Raw genomic sequence first — 17126 nt, forward strand, 5'->3', positions numbered from 1 at the left:
CTCCTCAGGCTGCGGGCGGTGCGGACTGGGCCGACACCGTCTCTTCGGTCTGGACAGTATCGAAGGGTGCGGCGACGCGGGCCAGCGCGGCGGTGATGTTGTCGTGCCCGCCCTGCTCGTTGGCCCAGCGGACCAGCTCGCCGGCGATCGCGTCCGGGGACGGGCCGACCTTCTCGGCGGTGCGGTGCAGCAGGTCCGCGACGTCGGCGGCCTCGGAGCAGTAGTTCCACAGGCCGTCCGAGACGACCAGCACCCAGCCCGGTCCCTGCGCCCGGGTGGTGGCGGTCTGGGGGACGACCGTCTCGGCGTCGGGCCCGAGCCAGCGCGTGATCGCGTGCCCCTCGCGAGAGGCCTCGGCGCGCGCCCGCGGGATGCCGCGCGCGATCATCTCGTTCGCCGCCGAGTCGTCGACGCTGATCTGGTGGGAGTCGCCCTCGTCGGGGATCCAGTACGCGCGGGAGTCTCCGAGCCAGCCGGCGACGACGGTGGGACCGTCGACGACGGTCGCGACGAACGTGCACGACGGGGGCTCGGCACGGCCGGTCATGTCCCCGACCGCGTCGGCGATGGCCTGGTCCGCCGCCGCCGCCGCGGTGATCAGCAGCGCGGACCACGAGGAGACCGTCTGCGGCTCCGCGGTGGCCAGCACGTCACGTGCCGCGCGCGAGGCGGCGAGGCTCGCGACGTCGGAGTCGGGGATGTTGGACACGCCGTCGCAGACCACCAGGACCGCCGTGGTGCCGACCACGGCCAGCGCCATCGCGTCCTCGTTCCGGCTCTTGCGTCGGCCCTTGTCGCAGACCCCGCCGACCAGCGGGGACGGCAGCTCGGTCCAGTGGTCGCGCGCGCTGACCGCGAGCTCGCCGCAGTGCTCGCAGTAGCCGTCGGGCGCGATCGTCCCGCCGCAGGACCGGCAGACCGGGGTGGCCGGCTCGTCAGGCGTCTCGAGCACGGCGACCGCCGCCGGCGCCGACGCGCCCAGGGCGGTGCCGCAGTGCTCGCAGAACGCCGAGCCGTCGGCGGCGACCGTGCCGCAGCTGGGGCAGGTCACCACGTGGTCCACCGACGCACGTCGTTGGCCCGGTCCACCAGGGCGATCCGCTCGTCGGGCGTCGGGGCCAGGGCGGCGTACTCGCGCAGGGCACCCTCCAGCGCGTCGCGCAGGTCGGGCTCCCGCGCCGGCACCGCGCCCAGCTGCACCGTCTTCGACGGCCCGTCCTTGAGCACCGCGGCGAGCGCGGACCCGAGCACATCGACCCGCAGGGCGGCCCGCGCCCGTGGCTCGATGGAGACCGACTGCACGCTGGCCAGCGCGTCGGACAGCGCGCGCAGGTCACCGCTGGACGTGGCCAGCAGCTGCGCGCGCAGCATCCGGGCGTCCACGTACGAGCTGCGCGTGGGCGTCACCAGGTCGAGCGCCGCGAGCGACGCGGGCAGGTCGCCCCGCGCCCGGCGGATGCGGGCCAGCCCGAACGCGGCCGGTGCCGTGTAGTTGGCGTCCGAGCGCGCGCAGATGATGTAGAGCGACTCGGCGATGTCCGGCTCGCCGCTCAGCTCGCACGCGGTGGCCAGCGCGAGCTTGGGCGCCAGCTCTCCGGGCACCTGCCCGTAGACCGCGTTGAACGAGGCGCGCGCCGCGACGGGGTCACCGGTGCTCAGCTGCGCCAGACCGCCCAGCCACGCCGCGCGCCACTCCCACGGGTCGTCGGTGAGGATCTGCGACAGCGTCTGGTCGAGCACGTCCTGGCGCCCGGCCTCGATCGCCGCGGTCGCGCGCCGCAGCCGCACCTCGACGGTCTCGTCCGGGGCATCGGCCAGCGCGGCGAGGCGCTGGTCCGGGTTGCTCACGTTGACGCCGGCGAGCCAGCTGGCCGCCGGGTCGCTGGCGTCGACCTTGAGCGCGGGCAGCTGGTCCCAGGCCAGCGGGTGACCGGCCTCGTCGGACGTGGGCGCCTCGAACAGGACCGACGCCGCCGAGTGCAGCGCGGGGCTGCCGGGGCCGCGGTCGGTGGCGACGACCTCGCGCAGGACGCCGAGGACCTGCGCGCGCAGCTCGTCGACCGTGGCGAACCGGTCCGACGGGTCGAGCGCGCACGCCTTGGCCAGAAGTCGGTAGAACGAGTCGTACGTCTGGAACACCGGCGTGTCCGCGACCGCCGGCAGCGACGCCACGTAGGTGCTGGTGTTGCCGCGGAAGTCGAGCACGAGCGTGGCCAGCGTGCGGCCGATCGTGTAGATGTCCGACGCCACGGACGGCCCCACCTCGGCCACCTCCGGCGCCTGGTAGCCGACCGTGCCGAAGATCGCCGAGTCCAGGTCGTCGATCCGGCGCACGCCGCCCAGGTCGATGAGCTTGACCGCGTCACCCTGCTGGATCACGTTGTCCGGCTTGAAGTCGCAGAACAGCAGGCCCACGTCGTGCAGGTAGGCGAACGCGGGCAGGATCTCGAGCACGAACGCGAGCGCCTGGTCCACCGGCAGCGGGGTGTTGACGCCTCCCGCGGCCTCGCGACGGTCGTGCAGGATCTGCTTGAGCGACCGGCCGCCGACGAACTCCATGACGGTGTAGCCGGCGCCCTCGTGCATGGCGAAGTTGTAGATCTCGACGATCAGCGGGTGCTCGACCTCGGCCAGGAACTGGCGCTCAGAGATGGCCGCCGCGTACGCGTCCGGGTCCCCCGAGTTGAGCAGGCCCTTGAGCACCACCCACCGGCCCGAGACGTTGCGGTCCCGCGCCAGGTAGATCCAGCCCAGGCCACCGTGGGCCAGGCAGCCGACGACCTCGTACTGCCCGCCGACCACGTCACCGGGGTTCAGCGTCGGCGTGAAGTCGAAGTGGTTGCCGCACTTCGGGCAGAACCCCGCGGTCCGGCCGGGGACCCCGTCGCGCGACCGGCCGACCTCGGCGCCGCACGCCGGGCAGAAGCGCTTGCGCTCGGGCACCTCGGGCACGGCCATGACCGCCTGGAGCGGGTCCTGCACCGGAGCCGGGGGCACGGTCGTGAGGCCGGCGCCCAGGCGTGCGCCGCGCAGCCGGGTCGAGGAGGTGCCGACGCGGCGGGTGGGCCGCGTGCCTCCCGTGGCCGCCGTGCGCGCCGACCCGAGGGCGGCCGTGGCCAGCCGGCTCGAGCTGGTGCGCCCGGTGCGGGTGGACCGCTCGGCGTCGGGGTCGGCGGCGGCCGCGGCACGGTCAGGGCTCGCCTGGGCGACCCCCGTGCCGAGCAGCGAGGTCGCTGACGCGGGGGTGCCGGACGCCGGGGCTGTCGCGGTCTGCGGTGACCCGCAGACGTTGCAGTAGCCGTCCTCGTAGGTGCCCGTGCAGCCGGGCTCGGTGCAGGCGATCATCGGTGTCGTCCCTCCTGACCCACCGTGGGCAGGTCGCGGCTGAGGTACTCGTACTGCTCCACGAGGAAGCGGGTCAGGGTGAGGTCGCAGGGCGTCTGGGCGACGACGGCGCGGGCCTCGTCGTACCCCGAGCGGACCGTGGGCGACGCGCTGCGGCCGTTGGCGTCGGCGGCCGCGCGGGCGCCCTCGAGCCGGTAGCGCAGCTCGGCCCGCTCGCGCAGGGGCTTGCTGTAGGCGTCGGCGACCGCGTCGAACGCGCGGCCGACGGCGGCGAGCCGGTCGACGAACGCGTCGAGCTCCGTGCGGCTGTCCGGCACGGCGCCCAGTCGGGACACGTCCGGCACGGCCAGCTTGGGCGGGTGCGCGATCTCGCGGCGGCACCGCTCGGCCAGCTGGTGCAGCGTCGGCTCGCGGGTCTCCAGCGCCGCCATCGTGTCCCGGGCGTCGGCGCGACCCTTCTCGAGCGTGCGCCGCTGCGACACCTGCACGATGAGGTCGCGCTCGGCCAGGGCGGCGCGCGCCTCGAGCTCCGCCAGCGGTCCGGAGATGTCCGCGCCGCGGGCCGCCTGCGCGACGAGCTTCCGCTCCCGCGTGCGCAGGGTCTCGATCAGCTCGCGCGAAGCGGTGTCGACGCCGGCCAGGTCCTCGCAGCGGACGAGGCCCGCCCGCAGACCACGCAGCCGCGACGCCTGGTCGGCGGTGTCCGGGTCGAACGACAGCCGCGCGCGCACCTGCGAGATCATCGCGTCGCACAGGGTCACGGCCTCGACCAGCGACACCAGCGCGGCGCCCAGCCCCGAGTCCAGCCGGCCCCAGACCAGCTGCGACATCTTCTCGCGCGCCACGGCGTCGGCCCGGCCCGAGTCCCACACCACCACCAGCTCGTCGGTGCGGGACCGGATCGCCTGCCACATGGTCAGCGCCAGCAGCACGTCGTCGGTGTAGCTCTCGGACGCGGGCGACGCCTGCGCAGCCTGGTCCAACCGGTCCAGCTCGGTGCGACGGTTGGCCAGCCAGGCCTCGAGCCCGCTGAGGTAGCGGAGCAGCTCCGGTGCGGGGATCGGCTCCCCGAGCCGCCCGGGCGCCTCGGGCGCCTCGGGTCCGCTCACGGGCTACCGACCCGCCCGTACACCGAGACCGGCGGCGCCGGGGCGGTCCCCAGCGCACCGAGCCAGCGGTCGTAGGAGGCGGCCCAGGTGCCGTCGGCCTTGGCCTGGTCGAGCACGCCGTTGACGAACCGCACGAGGTCGACCTGGTCCGCGGCGACGCCGATGCCGTACGGCTCGGCGCTGAACGCCTCGCCGACCACCTTGGCGTACGGGTCCTGCGCGGCGAACCCGGCGAGGATCGTGTCGTCCCCGGTGATCGCGTCGACCTTGCCCTGCTGGAACAGGACCAGGCACCCGGTGTGCGTCGGGGCGCTCACGGCCTCGACCCCGGGGTACGTCTCCTCGAGCCGCTCCAGGGTGGTGGTCCCCTCCGGGGCGCAGACGCGCTGGTCGCCGAGGCCTTCGAGGTCCTCGATGCTCTGCGCCTCCGAGTCCCGCGTGACCAGCACCTTCTGCCCGGCGGTGAGGTACTCGGCGGAGAACGCGATGGTCTCCCAGCGCTCGCAGTTGATGGTGAACGTGCGGGCCACCAGGTCGACCTCGTGGTTCTCCAGCACCTCCAGCCGCTGCGCGGACGTGATGACGCGGAACTGGAGCCGGTTCGGGTCGCCGAAGATCGCGGTCGAGACGGCGCGCAGCATGTCGATGTCGAAGCCCTCGATCTGGCCCGACAGCGGGTTGCGCGAGCCCATCAGGAGGGTGTCGGCCGAGACCCCGACCCGCAGTGCGCCGCGGGTGCGGATGGCGTCCACGGTCGCGCCGCCCGGTGCCGGCGCGTAGGAGGTCGTGGACTCGTTGGCGTCGTCGCAGACCGTCGCGGCGGGGAGAGCGACGGAGGCCACGGCCTGCTGCTGCCCCGCTGGCTCGGCGGCTGGTGCGCCCGCGCAGCCGGCGACCAGCGCGAGGGAGGCGAGGACTGCTCCGAGACCCAGGCGGGTCGAACGTGTCGTGGTCACCGGTACTCCTCCACTCGGGTCGAGATGCCGCGCCAGGACAGGACCGCCGCCAGCAGGCCGACGACGAGCATCAGCCAGCCGACCAGGACCGACGACCCGCCGGAGCCGGACAGGGCGTCGTGCGTCTGCGCGGCGCTGGCCTCCAGGCTGCTGGATGCGGCGGTCGAGAACTGCGCGAACAGGTCGTTGGGGGCGCCCGGCTCCTCGCTGATCGCCAGCGCGACCGCGCCGTCCCAGTCGCCCCCGTCGTCGAGCGCCCGGATCTCCTGGTGCGACGCGACCCAGGTGTCGAGCAGGGGCGAGAGAGCCGGATCGACCGTGGGCCGGGCGAGGAGCTCGCTCGCCTCGTCGGTCTTGAGCACGAACTGCTCCTCGTACGTCGCCCCCGAGCCGCGCTTGATGAGCGTGAACGACTCCTGGGACTTCGCGTCGTTGGCCAGCGAGTACGCCTGCGACACCGAGACCGTCGCGTCGTAGGGGCCACTGCGCGCGTCGCCGGCCTTCGCCGCGGCCGACCCGAGCACCACGGCCCCACCGATCGTCGCGGCGAGCGCGAGGACCGTGGACCAGAACAGCCCCGCGTTCAGGCGGCGGTGCGTGCGCTTGGCCAGCCACACCTGCACCACGACGAGAACCGCGAGGGCGAGGATGCCCAGGGCGAGCAGCCACGGCACGGACGCCACCGAGTCGAACGAGGAGTCGACGCGGTCGGTGTTGGCCTGCACCAGGTCGTCCAGGTGCGGGAGCACGTCGGTGCGCAGGACGGCCGACGCCTGGTCGAGGTACGCGGCGCCGACGGGGAAGCCCTGCCGGTTGTTGGCGCGGGCCTGCTCGACCAGGCCGGTGTACGTGGTCAGGCCGGCGTTCGCCTGCCCGAGCAGGTCCGCGTCGGCACCGTTGGAGCCGGCCAGCCGCGCGAGCCCGTTCGAGGCCGAGACGATCGCCTCGTCGTACCGGGCGCGCTGCTCCGGCGGCTCCAGGCCGCCCACGAGGAACGCGTTGGTGGCGGTGGCGTCGGCCACCACCAGGTCGTTGCGGACGTCCTGGATGCCGACCAGCTGGGTGGTGTCGGCGTCGGCGTCGGAGAGCGCCTGCGACTGCGCGAGGCCGGCGTTGAGGCCGATCACGCCCACGGCGGCGGCGGCCAGCACGGACACGACGCCGGCGACGCGCAGGCGTCCGGGCGTGCGGCTCAGGGCGCCGCGCAGCCCGGTGCGGTGCGCGGGTGGCCCCGCGGCCGGGGTGGCCGCCTGAAGGGCGATGGTCTGCGTCACGCGGACTCCTCGATGTGGGCGTCGGTCTCTGCGGTGGGCTCGTCGGCCACCGGCCCGTCGGCCACCGGCTCGTCGGGCACCGGCTCGTCGGCCGCTGGCACCAGGTCCTCCGGGAGGATCAGCCGCAGCTGTTCCACCGTCGGCTGCTCAACGTCCCGGAGCCGCCAGGCGTGCCTGGTGATCGCCTGGTCCAGCACGTTGCGCGCGTACCGGCCGTTCCCGAACCCCTCGTCGCGGATCTGCAACGACGCCAGCTCCTCGAACCGGTCCAGGCACTCGGGCGTTGGCTCGAAGTCGGCCTTCGTCGCGGCGCGGGCGAAGATCTCCCGCAGCTCGACGTCGGTGTAGTCGTCGAACTCGACGGTCGTGGAGAACCGGCTCTCCAGCCCGGGGTTGGTGGCCAGGAACGTCGCCATCGGCCCGGGGTAGCCGGCAACGATCACCACGAGGTCGTCGCGGTGATCCTCCATGTCCTTGACCAGGGTGTTCACCGCCTCCGCGCCGTACTGGTCCTCGGCCAGCCCGTACGCCTCGTCGACGAACAGGACCCCGCCGAGCGCGGTCGCGACGACCTCCGACGTCTTCACGGCTGTCTGCCCGAGGTACCCGGCGACCAGCTCGGAGCGGTCCACCTCGACCAGGTGCCCCTTGGTGAGCAGCCCGAGCGCCCGGTAGATGCCGGCCACCAGCCGCGCGACCGTCGTCTTGCCCGTGCCCGGGTTGCCCAGGAACACCAGGTGCCGGGTCAGGGTGGGCGCCGTGAGGCCGGCCTCGGTGCGCAGGCGCTCGACCCGCAGGAGCTGGGTCTGCTGCCGGATCTCGGCCTTGACGCGGCGCAGGCCGACGAGGGCGTCGAGCTCGGCCAGCAGCTCCTCGAGGGTCTTGGCGGGCTTCTCCTCGGGGACGAAGGTCGTGCCGGCGACGGGCGTCGCGTGGACCGGGACCAGCCCCGGCTCCCCGGCGCCCGGCTGCGGCGGCAGCGCGAGGGCGGACAGGTCGAACGCCGACGGGTCGATGCGGGGCAGGTCGAACGCGGACGGCAGCTCGGGCGCCACCGGGCCCCGCCCGTCCACCGCGGCACGCTGCACCGCGGCGGTGGCCGAGGCACGCGCGATCACGTCGATCGGAGCGGGTCCGAGGTCGCAGGCCGCAGACACCACGTCGGCCAGCGCGCCGGCGTAGGCGGCGGCGTGCGGGGTCCCGACGAGCCCGGCCAACAGGTCCGTCGGGGACGACCGCCAGCGCCGCGCGCTGGAGGCCGCCGCGAAGAACGCACCGAACGTCGCCTCGTGCGCGCCGACCGCCGTGAGCCAGGCGGCGGCCGCGCCCGGGATCGACTCGGCGACGGCGGCCGCGAGGCGCGCGCCCTCGTCACGGGCGGCGGCGCCCTCCAGACCGGCAGCGGCGCCGACGGTCTCGAGGGTGTCGAGGGCGTCGGTCAGGGTCACGGGCGCTCCACCTGGGGCGTGTCGAGGCCGGCCTCCGGGGCCAGCGCGAGCGAGGTGCCGCCGAACTTCTCCGCCAAGAACAGCCCGTGCGCCACGAGCGCGTTGGCGTCCTCGCGGGAGACGGCGTCGGAGATCTTGTCCAGGGTGACGCCCAGCAGGTCGAGCTGGTCGCAGAGCACCATGAGCGAGGTCTTGCCCTTCGACACCACGCGCCGGTCGGCGAAGTCCCGCGGCAGGCGCAGGTAGCCGCCCACCGCCTCGGGCAGGTAGCTCGTGGCGGTCGCGACGACCGTGTGGGCCTGCCGGCTGCCGGCGCCCAGCCGGTCCAGCCGCGGAGCCATCTCGTCGACCGTCCGGGTGATCCGCAGCACGCGCGCAGTCACCGCGGCCGGCACCTTGCCCGCGATCTGCTGCTCCACCTGGTGCGCGGACGCGACGATGTCCGCCGTCGTCGGCGCGGGCGGTGCAGGGGGAAGCTCGGGCTCCCGACGCCGCCCCCTCAGGCGTGCGAACCAGCTCATCTGTGGCGCCTACGTGCCGAGATCGAGCGAACCGCTGGCCACGTCCGTGGTGTCCGCGCGCTTGACGCGGTCGAGGTAGGTGCGCGCCTTCGTCGTCTCGGTCTCGAGCACCCCGATCGTGGTGGCCATCGAGTCGAGCGCCTTGACCTTGAACGTGTCGATGGAGTCCATGGTCGCGTAGATGTCGGTGAACGCCTGCTGCAGCTGCGGCAGGCCGACCGTGGCCTGCGCGGCCTGCTCCTGGATGCCGGCCGACTGCTCCTTGAGCATCTTCGCGGTCGACGCGATCAGCCCGGTCGTCGTGGCGTTCAGCGCGGTGATCTGGTCGAGCACCAGCCGCTGGTTGTTCAGCGCCTGCGCGACGATGACGGCCGTACGCAGGGCGGCCACCGTGGTGGTCGTGGCGCGGTCGACGCCCTTGATGAGCTCGATGTTGTTCTTGATGATGATGTCGATCGCCAGGTAGCCCTGGATCGAGACGGCCAGCTGGGTCAGCAGGTCCTGGTGCTTCTGGCGCACGTAGAACAGGACGTCCTCGCGCAGCGCCTTGGCCCGCGCGGGATCGGTGGCGTCGAGCTCCGCGATGGCCGTCGACACGCGCGTGTCCAGCGACTCCGCGACGTAGATGTACTGGTGCAGGCGGGCCATCGTGTCCCAGAGGTGCTGCTTCTCCAGGTTGAGCGCCGCGTTGTCCTTGCGCAGCTCGTCCTGGCCGTTGTACAGCGCGCGGACGATGGCGTCGATCTGCTTCTGCGAGCTCTCGTACCGGCGGAAGTAGTCGGTGAGCGTGTCGCCGAACGGGATGAGCCCGAGCAGCTTCTTGCCGATCGTGGCCTCGCTGGGGTCCAGGCTCTCGACCGTCTTGCGCAGGTCCAGCAGGGACTTGCTCACCTGCGACGTGCCGGAGACGCCGCCCTCGCGGAGCTCCTTGACGGGCATCTGGAGCAGCCGGTTCGAGGTGTCGGCGGCCGCGCGGATGTCGGCGTCGCCCATGAGCCGGATGTCGTCGGCCTTGCTGGCCAGCTCCGGCGATCCCACCTGGGCCTTCATGAGGCCGTCGACGTAGGAGTTGACCTTGGCGTCGAGACCCGGGAGCGCCGACTCGGGGATCTGCGGGGCCATCGCGGGCGCCTGCGTGGCCGCCACGGGAGCCATCGGAGTGGGAGCCTCGAGCGCGAAGACGGACTGCGGCGCGGGGGGCTGCAAGGGGGCTGCGTCGGTCATCGTCGTCCTTCATGTCCGGGCGGCGCAGTGGGCCTGATCGCCCGCATCCTCGATGGTCATGGAATGGTCAAGTCGTCCTCCAGCGGACACTAGCACGGGGCCCTCCGCCGAAGCCGGTGCCCGGGCGGCCGACCTGCGTTTTCGCCTAGCGGCGAACAGCACGCTCTCTGGTCTCCCGCCCCGCGTCCGCGCATGATCGACGGCACGCACGTCGCCGGCCCGAGGGGGAGCCATGCTGCCGTCCGACATCCGTACCGCCACCGTGCACGTCGGTCCGTTCCTCGACGATCTCGGGGAACCCTGGTCCGGCACCGTCACCGTGGAGTCGTCGACCGCGCGGGTCTGGGACGCGACCGCCGCGGTGATCAGCCCCCGACCTGCCGTCGTTCCCCTGGGCGGCGACGGCACCGCGGCGATCCCCCTGGCGACCACGGACCAACCGGGCTTCAGCGACGGGGCGGGCCGGCCGGTCACCGGCTGGACCTACACGCTCACGGTCCAGCTCGCGGGGGTGGCGCCGGTCCGCCGGACGTTCGACCTGCCGACGAGCACCGGCCCCGACCTGCGCCTCATGCTCGCGACCGCCGGGCCTCCCGCCGCTCGCGGTCTGACGCGTCGCGACGCCCTCCGCGCCGGCGCAGCCGCTCTCGTCGCCGGCACCGCAGCCGCGGCCACCGCACCGCCGGCGGCCGCGGGCGCGCACCTGCGTGGCGGCGTGGTCCTCCCCACCGCCAGGACCGTCTTCGACGACGACCTCCAGGTGGGTACCACCGCCCACCCGAGCACCCTGCTGGTGAAGTCGTCTCCGGCGGGCGGGACCGCCGGCGGTCCCGGGATCTACGACTCCACCGGCCGGATCGTCCTGGAGACGTACCAGCCGCACTTCGGCTCCTACGGGGAGTCGCTCCGCGTGCAGCTCAAGGACGCCCGCGCCAAGGGCATGCTCACGTACCAGGGGAGCTGGCCGACGCCGCACTACCCGGACGGCGACTACACCTGGCTGTCCACGCACCCCACCACGCCCGTGACCATCGCGTGGATCGGCGCGCACTTCCTCAACAACGACGACCCCGGCTCGCTCGAGAAGAACCTCTGGCACGGGCACATCAACTTCGAGGTCCCCGACGCCAAGGGCGCCCTGCGCACCCGCCTGGAGATCAAGCTCGTCGACCCGGTGACCGGCAAGATCGGCACCGACCGCTCGGCCGTCCGCACCCACATGGCCGACTTCGAGCTCCAGGTGGGCGCGGCGGACGAGCAGCTGCGGATCGTCGGCACAGACTCCCACCCGAAGGACCTGGTGTTCGCCACCGAGGTGGGCGCCCGGCAGCCCCGCTGGATCCTGCGGGCGACCGAGAACGACGCCAACCTGGAGCTCCGTCGCTACCGGGCGGGCAATGCGTACCAGGACTCGCCGGTGGCCGTGGACCGGCTGACCGGGCTGGTCGCGGTCGGTGGCGCGGCGGGCACCTCGGCAGGCCTCAAGGTCGCCCAGCGCGGCGGGGTGGGGATCACCGTGACGCCGCTGGCCGCCGGTGGACAGGGGATGCTCGTCGCCGGCACGGACCCGACCGCGCGGGTGATCCAGGGCGAGGTCACGGGGGACCCCCAGCGGCGGTTCGTCGCCCTCGTCGACGGCACCCTGGGGTGGGGCACCGGCGCGACGGAGCGCGACACGCTCCTGTACCGACGGGGACCGAACCAGCTGGGCACCGACGGCGGGTTGTTCCTGCGCAGCAGCGCCACCCCGGCGACGGCCACGACCGGCGGGGTGCTGTTCGTCGCCGACGGCGCGTTGAAGTACCGCGGCGCCGCGGGCACGGTGACCACGCTGGCGGCGGCCTGAGAGGATGCGGGTCAGGGCACGCCGACGAGCAGAGGAGCACACATGTCGACCGAGGACACCGGGTCGCTCGAGGACCGCCTGCAGCGGCTGGGGATCGCGCACGACGTCCAGCGCCTCATGGCCACCGGCATCGGCAAGCTGCCGCTGAGCGAGACCGCCAAGGAGTCCCTGACGTCGAAGAGCGCCACCGCGGTCGTCGTCGTCGGCGAGACCGGCGTCGCGCTGGTGAAGGGCGCCACGTCCGCCGCCAAGGAGGGCGCCGAGACGTTCCAGCGCACGCGGCACGCGCACGGGACGCCGACCGACGAGCCCGCGGCCCCGGCCCCGGCCCCGGACGTCACCACCCGGTTGGAGCGGCTGAGCGCGCTGCACCGCGACGGCCACCTGGACGACGCGGAGTATGCGGCGGCCAAGGCGAGGGTCCTCGCGGAGGGCTAGCGGCCCGTGGCCAGCGGCAGGATGACCGTGTCGATCATCTGCACCACGAACTCGTCGTCGATCTTCTGGCCCGCGACCATCTTGCGGTAGGCGATCATCGCGGGCGCGACGGCGGCCACCATCTCCAGGTCGATGTCCGGGCGCAGCTCGCCGCGGGCCTGCGCGCGCTCCAGCAGCCCGCGCATCAGACCGACCCGGGAGCGGACGAACTGCTCGTGGAAGACGGCGGCGACCTCGGGGTTCTCCCGCACCGCGGACCACAGGCCGGACATGAGCTCGGAGTCGTCCGTGCGCGGCTTCCCGAAGCGGACGGCGAGCAGGTCGGAGCGCAGCGAACCCGTGTCGGGGATCTCGTCGGCCGTCGGCGCGACGCCCCGCATGCAGACGACGGCGTCGACCGTGAGCTGCACCTTGGACGGCCAGCGGCGGTAGACCGTCGCCTTGCCCGCCCCGGCGCGCTCGGCGACGGCGTCCATCGTCATGCCGTCGTAGCCGCGCTCGGCGAGCAGCTCGCGCGTCGCGACGAGGATCGCGTCGTCCTTCGACCCGTCGCGTCGTCGGCCCGGGCGGCGCGTGATCGTCGTCGACCCGTCCTCCACGATGCTCCTTCTCCTTGCTGCTGGTTCGGCCGCCAGCGTAGCGCTGACACAAATCGAGACTGAGGGGTTCCGAAACTCACCGGTTCCATATTACTCTCGCTCCACCGACCACGACGTCCCAGGAGCATCCCCATGTCCACAGTCACCACCGCACCGGAGAGCCGACAGCGCTGGCTCGTCCTCGCGACGGTCGCCCTTGCCCAGCTGATGGTCGTGCTCGACGCGACCATCGTGAACATCGCGCTGCCCTCCGCCCAGGCGGACCTCGGGTTCAGCGACAACGACCGCCAGTGGGTCGTCACCGCCTACGCGCTCGCCTTCGGCAGCCTGCTGCTGCTCGGCGGCCGGCTCGCGGACATGTTCGGCCGCCGCCGCATGTTCCTCGTCGGGCTCATCGGGTTCGCCCTGGCGTCCGCCCTCGGCGGTGCCGCCCAGAGCTTCGAGCTGCTGATCGCCGCGCGCGCGCTCCAGGGCGTGTTCGGCGCGCTCCTCGCGCCCGCCGCGCTCTCCGTCCTGACCACCACGTTCACCGCGCCCAACGAGCGCGCCCGCGCGTTCGGCGTGTTCGGCGCGATCGCCGGCATGGGCGGTGCCATCGGCCTGCTGCTCGGCGGCTACCTCACCGAGAACTTCAACTGGCGCTGGAACCTCTACGTGAACGTCCTCATCGCGATCGTCGCGTTCGTCGCCGGGTCGGTCCTGCTGTCCCGCACCGACGAGACCCACCGCAGCCGGTTCGACGTGCCCGGGGTCGTCCTGGCCTCCACCGGTCTGTTCGCCCTCGTGTTCGGGTTCTCGCAGGCCGAGCCCCAGGGCTGGGACGCTCCGGTGGTCTGGGGCTCGCTGGCCGCCAGCGTCGTCCTGCTGGTCGCCTTCGTCCGTCGCCAGCGCACTGCCGAGCACCCGCTGCTGCCCCTGGAGATCGTGCTCGACCGCGACCGTGGCGCCGGGTTCCTCGCCATCCTCGTCGCGGGCTCCGGGATGTTCGGGGTATTCCTGTTCCTCACCTACTACCTGCAGCTGACCCTCGGGTACACGCCCATGCAGACCGGTACCGCGTTCCTGCCGATGGTGGTCTTCATCATCATCACCGCGCAGGTGCAGTCGAACATCCTGGTGCCGCGGTTCGGCCCGAAGCTGCTGGTGCCGATCGGCATGACCGTCGGCGCGCTGGCCATGGTCTGGTTCACGTCCCTCGACGCCGGCAGCAGCTACGGCCACGTGGTCGTCGGGCTGGTGGCGATGGGCATCGCGATGGGCTCGATCATGCCCGCGTCGTTCCAGATCGCGACGCTCGGCATCTCCCCGCGCCAGGCGGGCGCCGCATCGGCGATGGTCTCCACCAGCCAGCAGGTGGGCGGGGCGATCGGCACCGCGGTGCTGAACACCCTGGCTGCCACCGCCGCGACCGCCTACGTCGCGGACCGCGTGCCCGCAACGCCGCAGGTGATGGCCGACGCAGCCATCCACAGCTTCTCGGTGGCGTACTCGTGGTCGGCGGGGATCTTCCTGCTCGGCGCGGTCCTCACGGCGGCCCTGTTCCGCACCCGCGCCGACCGGGCCGCCCGCCTGGCCGACGCGGCACCGGCCGCCGCCCACGCGGAGCCGGTGCTCGCGCACTGACCCCCTACAGCCCGACCATGCCCATCCCGGCGTCGTTGTAGCGGTTGCCGTGCACGCCGATCCGGTCGGCGGCCTGGGTCAGCTCGGCGAGGTCCTCGGTGCTCAGCGCGAGCCGCGCGGCACCGAGGTTCTCGTCGAGCCGGCTCAGGCGGCGCGTCCCGGGGATGGGCGCGATCCACGGCTTGCGGGCCAGCAGCCACGCGATCGCGACCTGCGCCGGCGTCGCTCCGTTGCGCGATGCCACAGCCGTGACCAGGTCGACGAGAGCCTGGTTGGCCTGGCGGTTCTCCTCGGTGAACCGCGGGATCGTCGTGCGGATGTCCTTCTCGGTGAACGTCGTCGCGGTGTCGACCGTGCCGGTGAGGAACCCCTTGCCCAGCGGGCTGAACGGGACGAAGCCGATCCCCAGCTCCTCGAGCACCGGCAGCACCTCGGCCTCCGGGTCCCGCGTCCACAGCGAGTACTCGCTCTGCAGCGCGGTCACGGGCTGCACGGCGTGGGCGCGGCGGATGGTGCCGGCGCCCGCCTCGGACAGGCCGAAGTGCCGGACCTTGCCCGCGGCGATGAGCTCCTTGACCGCCCCGGCGACCTCCTCGATGGGCACGTCCGGGTCCACGCGGTGCTGGTAGTAGAGGTCGATCACGTCGATGCCGAGCCGCTGCAGCGAGGCGTCGGCCGCCGCGGCGATGTGCTCCGGCCGGCTGTTCACGCCGACGGACTTCCCGTCCTGGATGTCGAAGCCGAACTTGGTGGCGATCACGACCCGGTCCCGGACGGGCGCGAGCGCTTCGCCCACCAGCTCCTCGTTGACGAACGGCCCGTACACCTCCGCGGTGTCGAAGAAGGTGACGCCGCGGTCCACCGCGCCGCGCAGCACGGCGATCATGTCGTCGCGGTCGCCGGGGTTGGGTCCGTAGCTCTGGCTCATGCCCATGCAGCCCAGGCCGATCGCCGAGACCACCAGGTCGCTTCCGAGTGTGCGTGTGTCCATGCGATCGACCGTACGACTGCCGGTCCCGATCTAGGAGGCCCTGTCAGTACCCGTTCCGATGGGCCTCGACCGCACGGTGCACGCTCCCGTGGAACCGGTCGGGACCGACGCGGTCGACGACGCCGTCGCGCGCGAGCGTCGCCCGCACCGACGGCTTGACCCGCGCCAGCCGGACCGCCAGCTCCCGGTCGGCCGCGAGGTCCAGCACCTCGTGCAGCACCGCGGCGCCCTGGGCGTCGACGAAGGTGATCGCGCCGCAGTCGATCACGATCGCCGTCAGCCCCGGGACCGCGTCGGCGACCTCGCGCACCCGGTCCTCGAGCGCGTCGGCGGTGGCGAAGAACAGACCGCCGTCGATGCGGAGCACCGCGATGCCCGGCTCCGGCTCGTCCTCCGGGTGCTCGTCGAGCTCACGGAACACCTGCGTCCCCGGCTCGCGGACCATCACCGGCAGGGACGGGCGCGTGGTCACCGAGACCAGCCACAGCAGCGACAGACCGATCCCGACGAGCACCCCCGCCAGCACGCCGACCACCAGCGTGCTCACCAGCGCCACCATCGCGATCCAGAAGTCGAACCGCTGCACCCGGAACAGCCGGCGCATGGCCGGCACGTCCATCATCCCCATGACGACGGCCTCGATGATGATCGCCGCGAGCACCGCCGTGGGCAGCCCGGAGAACAGGGGCGCCAGCAGCAGCAGGGTGAGCAGGACCATCGCGCCCGACGTGAGCGACGCGACGGGGGTGCGCGCTCCGGTGCGGTCGTTCAGCGAGCTCGCCGACAGGCTGGTGGACACCGGCATGCCCTGCACCAGGCCGGCACCCACGTTGGCGGCCCCCTGGGCGAGCGACTCCTGGTCGATGTCGACGCGGTAGCGGTGCCGGGCGGCGAACGTGCGGGCGTCGCCTGCGGTCTGGGAGAACCCGATCATCACCAGCGCGACGGAGGCGAGCGCCACGGTCGCGACGTGGTCGAGCAGCAGGGCGGGGTCGGGCACGACGACCGACGGGAGCCCGCGCGGGACGTCGCCGACCAGCGCGACGCCGCGCTCCCCCAGGTCGAGCAGCCAGGTGGCCAGCAGCCCGCCGACCACCAGGACGAGCGCGCCGGGCACGCGCGGGGCGATGCGCCGCAGTCCGAACACCGTGACCAGCGCGGCGACGGCGACCAGGAGCGTCGCCGGGTGCGCATCACCGAGGGTGCCGAGCCACGACCACAGCTCCTGCGGCGGGGTGGAGCCCGAGGCGCTCGTCCCCGTGAGCTTGGGCAGCTCGCCGATGACCACGTCGATCGCCGCCCCGAACAGGAAGCCGGTCACCACGGCCCGCGAGAGGAACTGCGCGATCCAGCCCATCTTGAGCACCGCGAGGACCACGAACACGATGCCGGAGACGAGGGTGATCCCCGCGACGAACGAGGCCACGTCGGTGCCCGTGAGCCCGGCGGCGAGCACCGCGCTGGCGGCCACCGCGGCCAGCCCGGAGCTCGGTCCGGTGGAGATCTGCCGGCTGGTGCCGAAGATCGCGTACAGGATCGCGCCGGCCGCGGCGGCGTACAGGCCGTTCTGGAGCGGGATGCCCGCGATCCCCGCGTAGCCGAGGTTCTTGGGGACGATCAGCGCCGCGACCGCGACACCCGCGGCCACGTCGGGACGCAGCCACCGACGGTCGTACGTGCGCAGCACGCCGACGATCGGCACGCGGTCGGACCAGCGGCGACGCTTCGCAGCCATCTCTGGACACTAGCGAC

Annotated in this window: 14 protein-coding genes; 3 read left to right on the forward strand and 11 right to left on the reverse strand. The window is 73.3% G+C overall.

Going from position 1 to position 17126, the window contains the following annotated elements; genetic code table 11:
• Positions 1-4: 4 nt before the first annotated feature.
• Genes HP550_RS03395 through HP550_RS03430 form a run of 8 tightly spaced genes read right to left on the reverse strand, consistent with a single transcriptional unit; the run spans position 5 to position 9877 of the window.
• On the reverse strand, positions 5-1063 hold the full coding sequence (locus HP550_RS03395) for a protein phosphatase 2C domain-containing protein (RefSeq protein ID WP_343047961.1): 1059 nt from the start codon (positions 1061-1063) through the stop codon (positions 5-7).
• Entirely contained in the window at positions 1048-3345 is a 2298-nt protein-coding gene (locus HP550_RS03400) for a serine/threonine-protein kinase (RefSeq protein WP_175346192.1), read from the reverse strand. The genes HP550_RS03395 and HP550_RS03400 overlap by 16 nt, the downstream gene beginning before the upstream one ends.
• On the reverse strand, positions 3342-4454 hold the full coding sequence (locus HP550_RS03405; protein ID WP_175346193.1) for a hypothetical protein: 1113 nt from the start codon (positions 4452-4454) through the stop codon (positions 3342-3344). The genes HP550_RS03400 and HP550_RS03405 overlap by 4 nt, the downstream gene beginning before the upstream one ends.
• On the reverse strand, positions 4451-5410 hold the full coding sequence (locus HP550_RS03410; protein WP_175346194.1) for a transporter substrate-binding domain-containing protein: 960 nt from the start codon (positions 5408-5410) through the stop codon (positions 4451-4453). Before HP550_RS03410 ends, HP550_RS03405 begins: the two co-directional genes overlap by 4 nt.
• A complete protein-coding gene (locus HP550_RS03415) occupies positions 5407-6684 on the reverse strand; it encodes a hypothetical protein (protein ID WP_175346195.1) in 1278 nt (425 codons plus the stop codon). Before HP550_RS03415 ends, HP550_RS03410 begins: the two co-directional genes overlap by 4 nt.
• Positions 6681-8132 carry an AAA family ATPase gene (locus tag HP550_RS03420; protein WP_175346196.1) on the reverse strand — a complete coding sequence of 484 codons (1452 nt, stop codon included), beginning with the start codon at positions 8130-8132 and terminating at the stop codon, positions 6681-6683. Before HP550_RS03420 ends, HP550_RS03415 begins: the two co-directional genes overlap by 4 nt.
• Complete coding sequence (locus HP550_RS03425) at positions 8129-8653, reverse strand: hypothetical protein (protein ID WP_175346197.1); 525 nt, start codon at positions 8651-8653, stop codon at positions 8129-8131. The genes HP550_RS03420 and HP550_RS03425 overlap by 4 nt, the downstream gene beginning before the upstream one ends.
• A gap of 9 nt (positions 8654-8662) precedes the next feature.
• Complete coding sequence (locus tag HP550_RS03430; RefSeq protein WP_175346198.1) at positions 8663-9877, reverse strand: toxic anion resistance protein; 1215 nt, start codon at positions 9875-9877, stop codon at positions 8663-8665.
• Between the two features lie 232 nt (positions 9878-10109).
• Between HP550_RS03430 and HP550_RS03435 the strand changes: the two genes are divergently transcribed.
• On the forward strand, positions 10110-11723 hold the full coding sequence (locus HP550_RS03435) for a hypothetical protein (protein ID WP_175346199.1): 1614 nt from the start codon (positions 10110-10112) through the stop codon (positions 11721-11723).
• Positions 11724-11765: 42 nt separating this feature from the next.
• Complete coding sequence (locus HP550_RS03440; RefSeq protein WP_175346200.1) at positions 11766-12161, forward strand: SHOCT domain-containing protein; 396 nt, start codon at positions 11766-11768, stop codon at positions 12159-12161.
• Here the strand turns inward: HP550_RS03440 and HP550_RS03445 are convergent.
• The gene (locus HP550_RS03445; protein ID WP_175346201.1) at positions 12158-12760 is read right to left on the reverse strand and encodes a TetR/AcrR family transcriptional regulator C-terminal ligand-binding domain-containing protein; all 603 of its coding nucleotides are present in this window, start codon (positions 12758-12760) and stop codon (positions 12158-12160) included. The two genes, HP550_RS03440 and HP550_RS03445, sit on opposite strands and share 4 nt — an antisense overlap.
• Before the next feature lie 132 nt (positions 12761-12892).
• Between HP550_RS03445 and HP550_RS03450 the strand changes: the two genes are divergently transcribed.
• A complete protein-coding gene (locus HP550_RS03450) occupies positions 12893-14383 on the forward strand; it encodes an MFS transporter (protein ID WP_175346202.1) in 1491 nt (496 codons plus the stop codon).
• 4 nt (positions 14384-14387) lie between these two features.
• On the opposite strand, the gene HP550_RS03455 is transcribed toward HP550_RS03450, so the two are convergent.
• Positions 14388-15374, reverse strand: a complete 987-nt coding sequence (locus tag HP550_RS03455; protein ID WP_175346203.1) for an aldo/keto reductase — start codon at positions 15372-15374, stop codon at positions 14388-14390.
• Positions 15375-15417: 43 nt separating this feature from the next.
• The gene (locus HP550_RS03460; RefSeq protein WP_175346204.1) at positions 15418-17109 is read right to left on the reverse strand and encodes a SulP family inorganic anion transporter; all 1692 of its coding nucleotides are present in this window, start codon (positions 17107-17109) and stop codon (positions 15418-15420) included.
• Between the last annotated feature and the right edge of the window lie 17 nt (positions 17110-17126).

The sequence above is a fragment of the Cellulomonas humilata genome, from assembly GCF_013359775.1.
Taxonomy (GTDB): domain Bacteria; phylum Actinomycetota; class Actinomycetes; order Actinomycetales; family Cellulomonadaceae; genus Cellulomonas; species Cellulomonas humilata.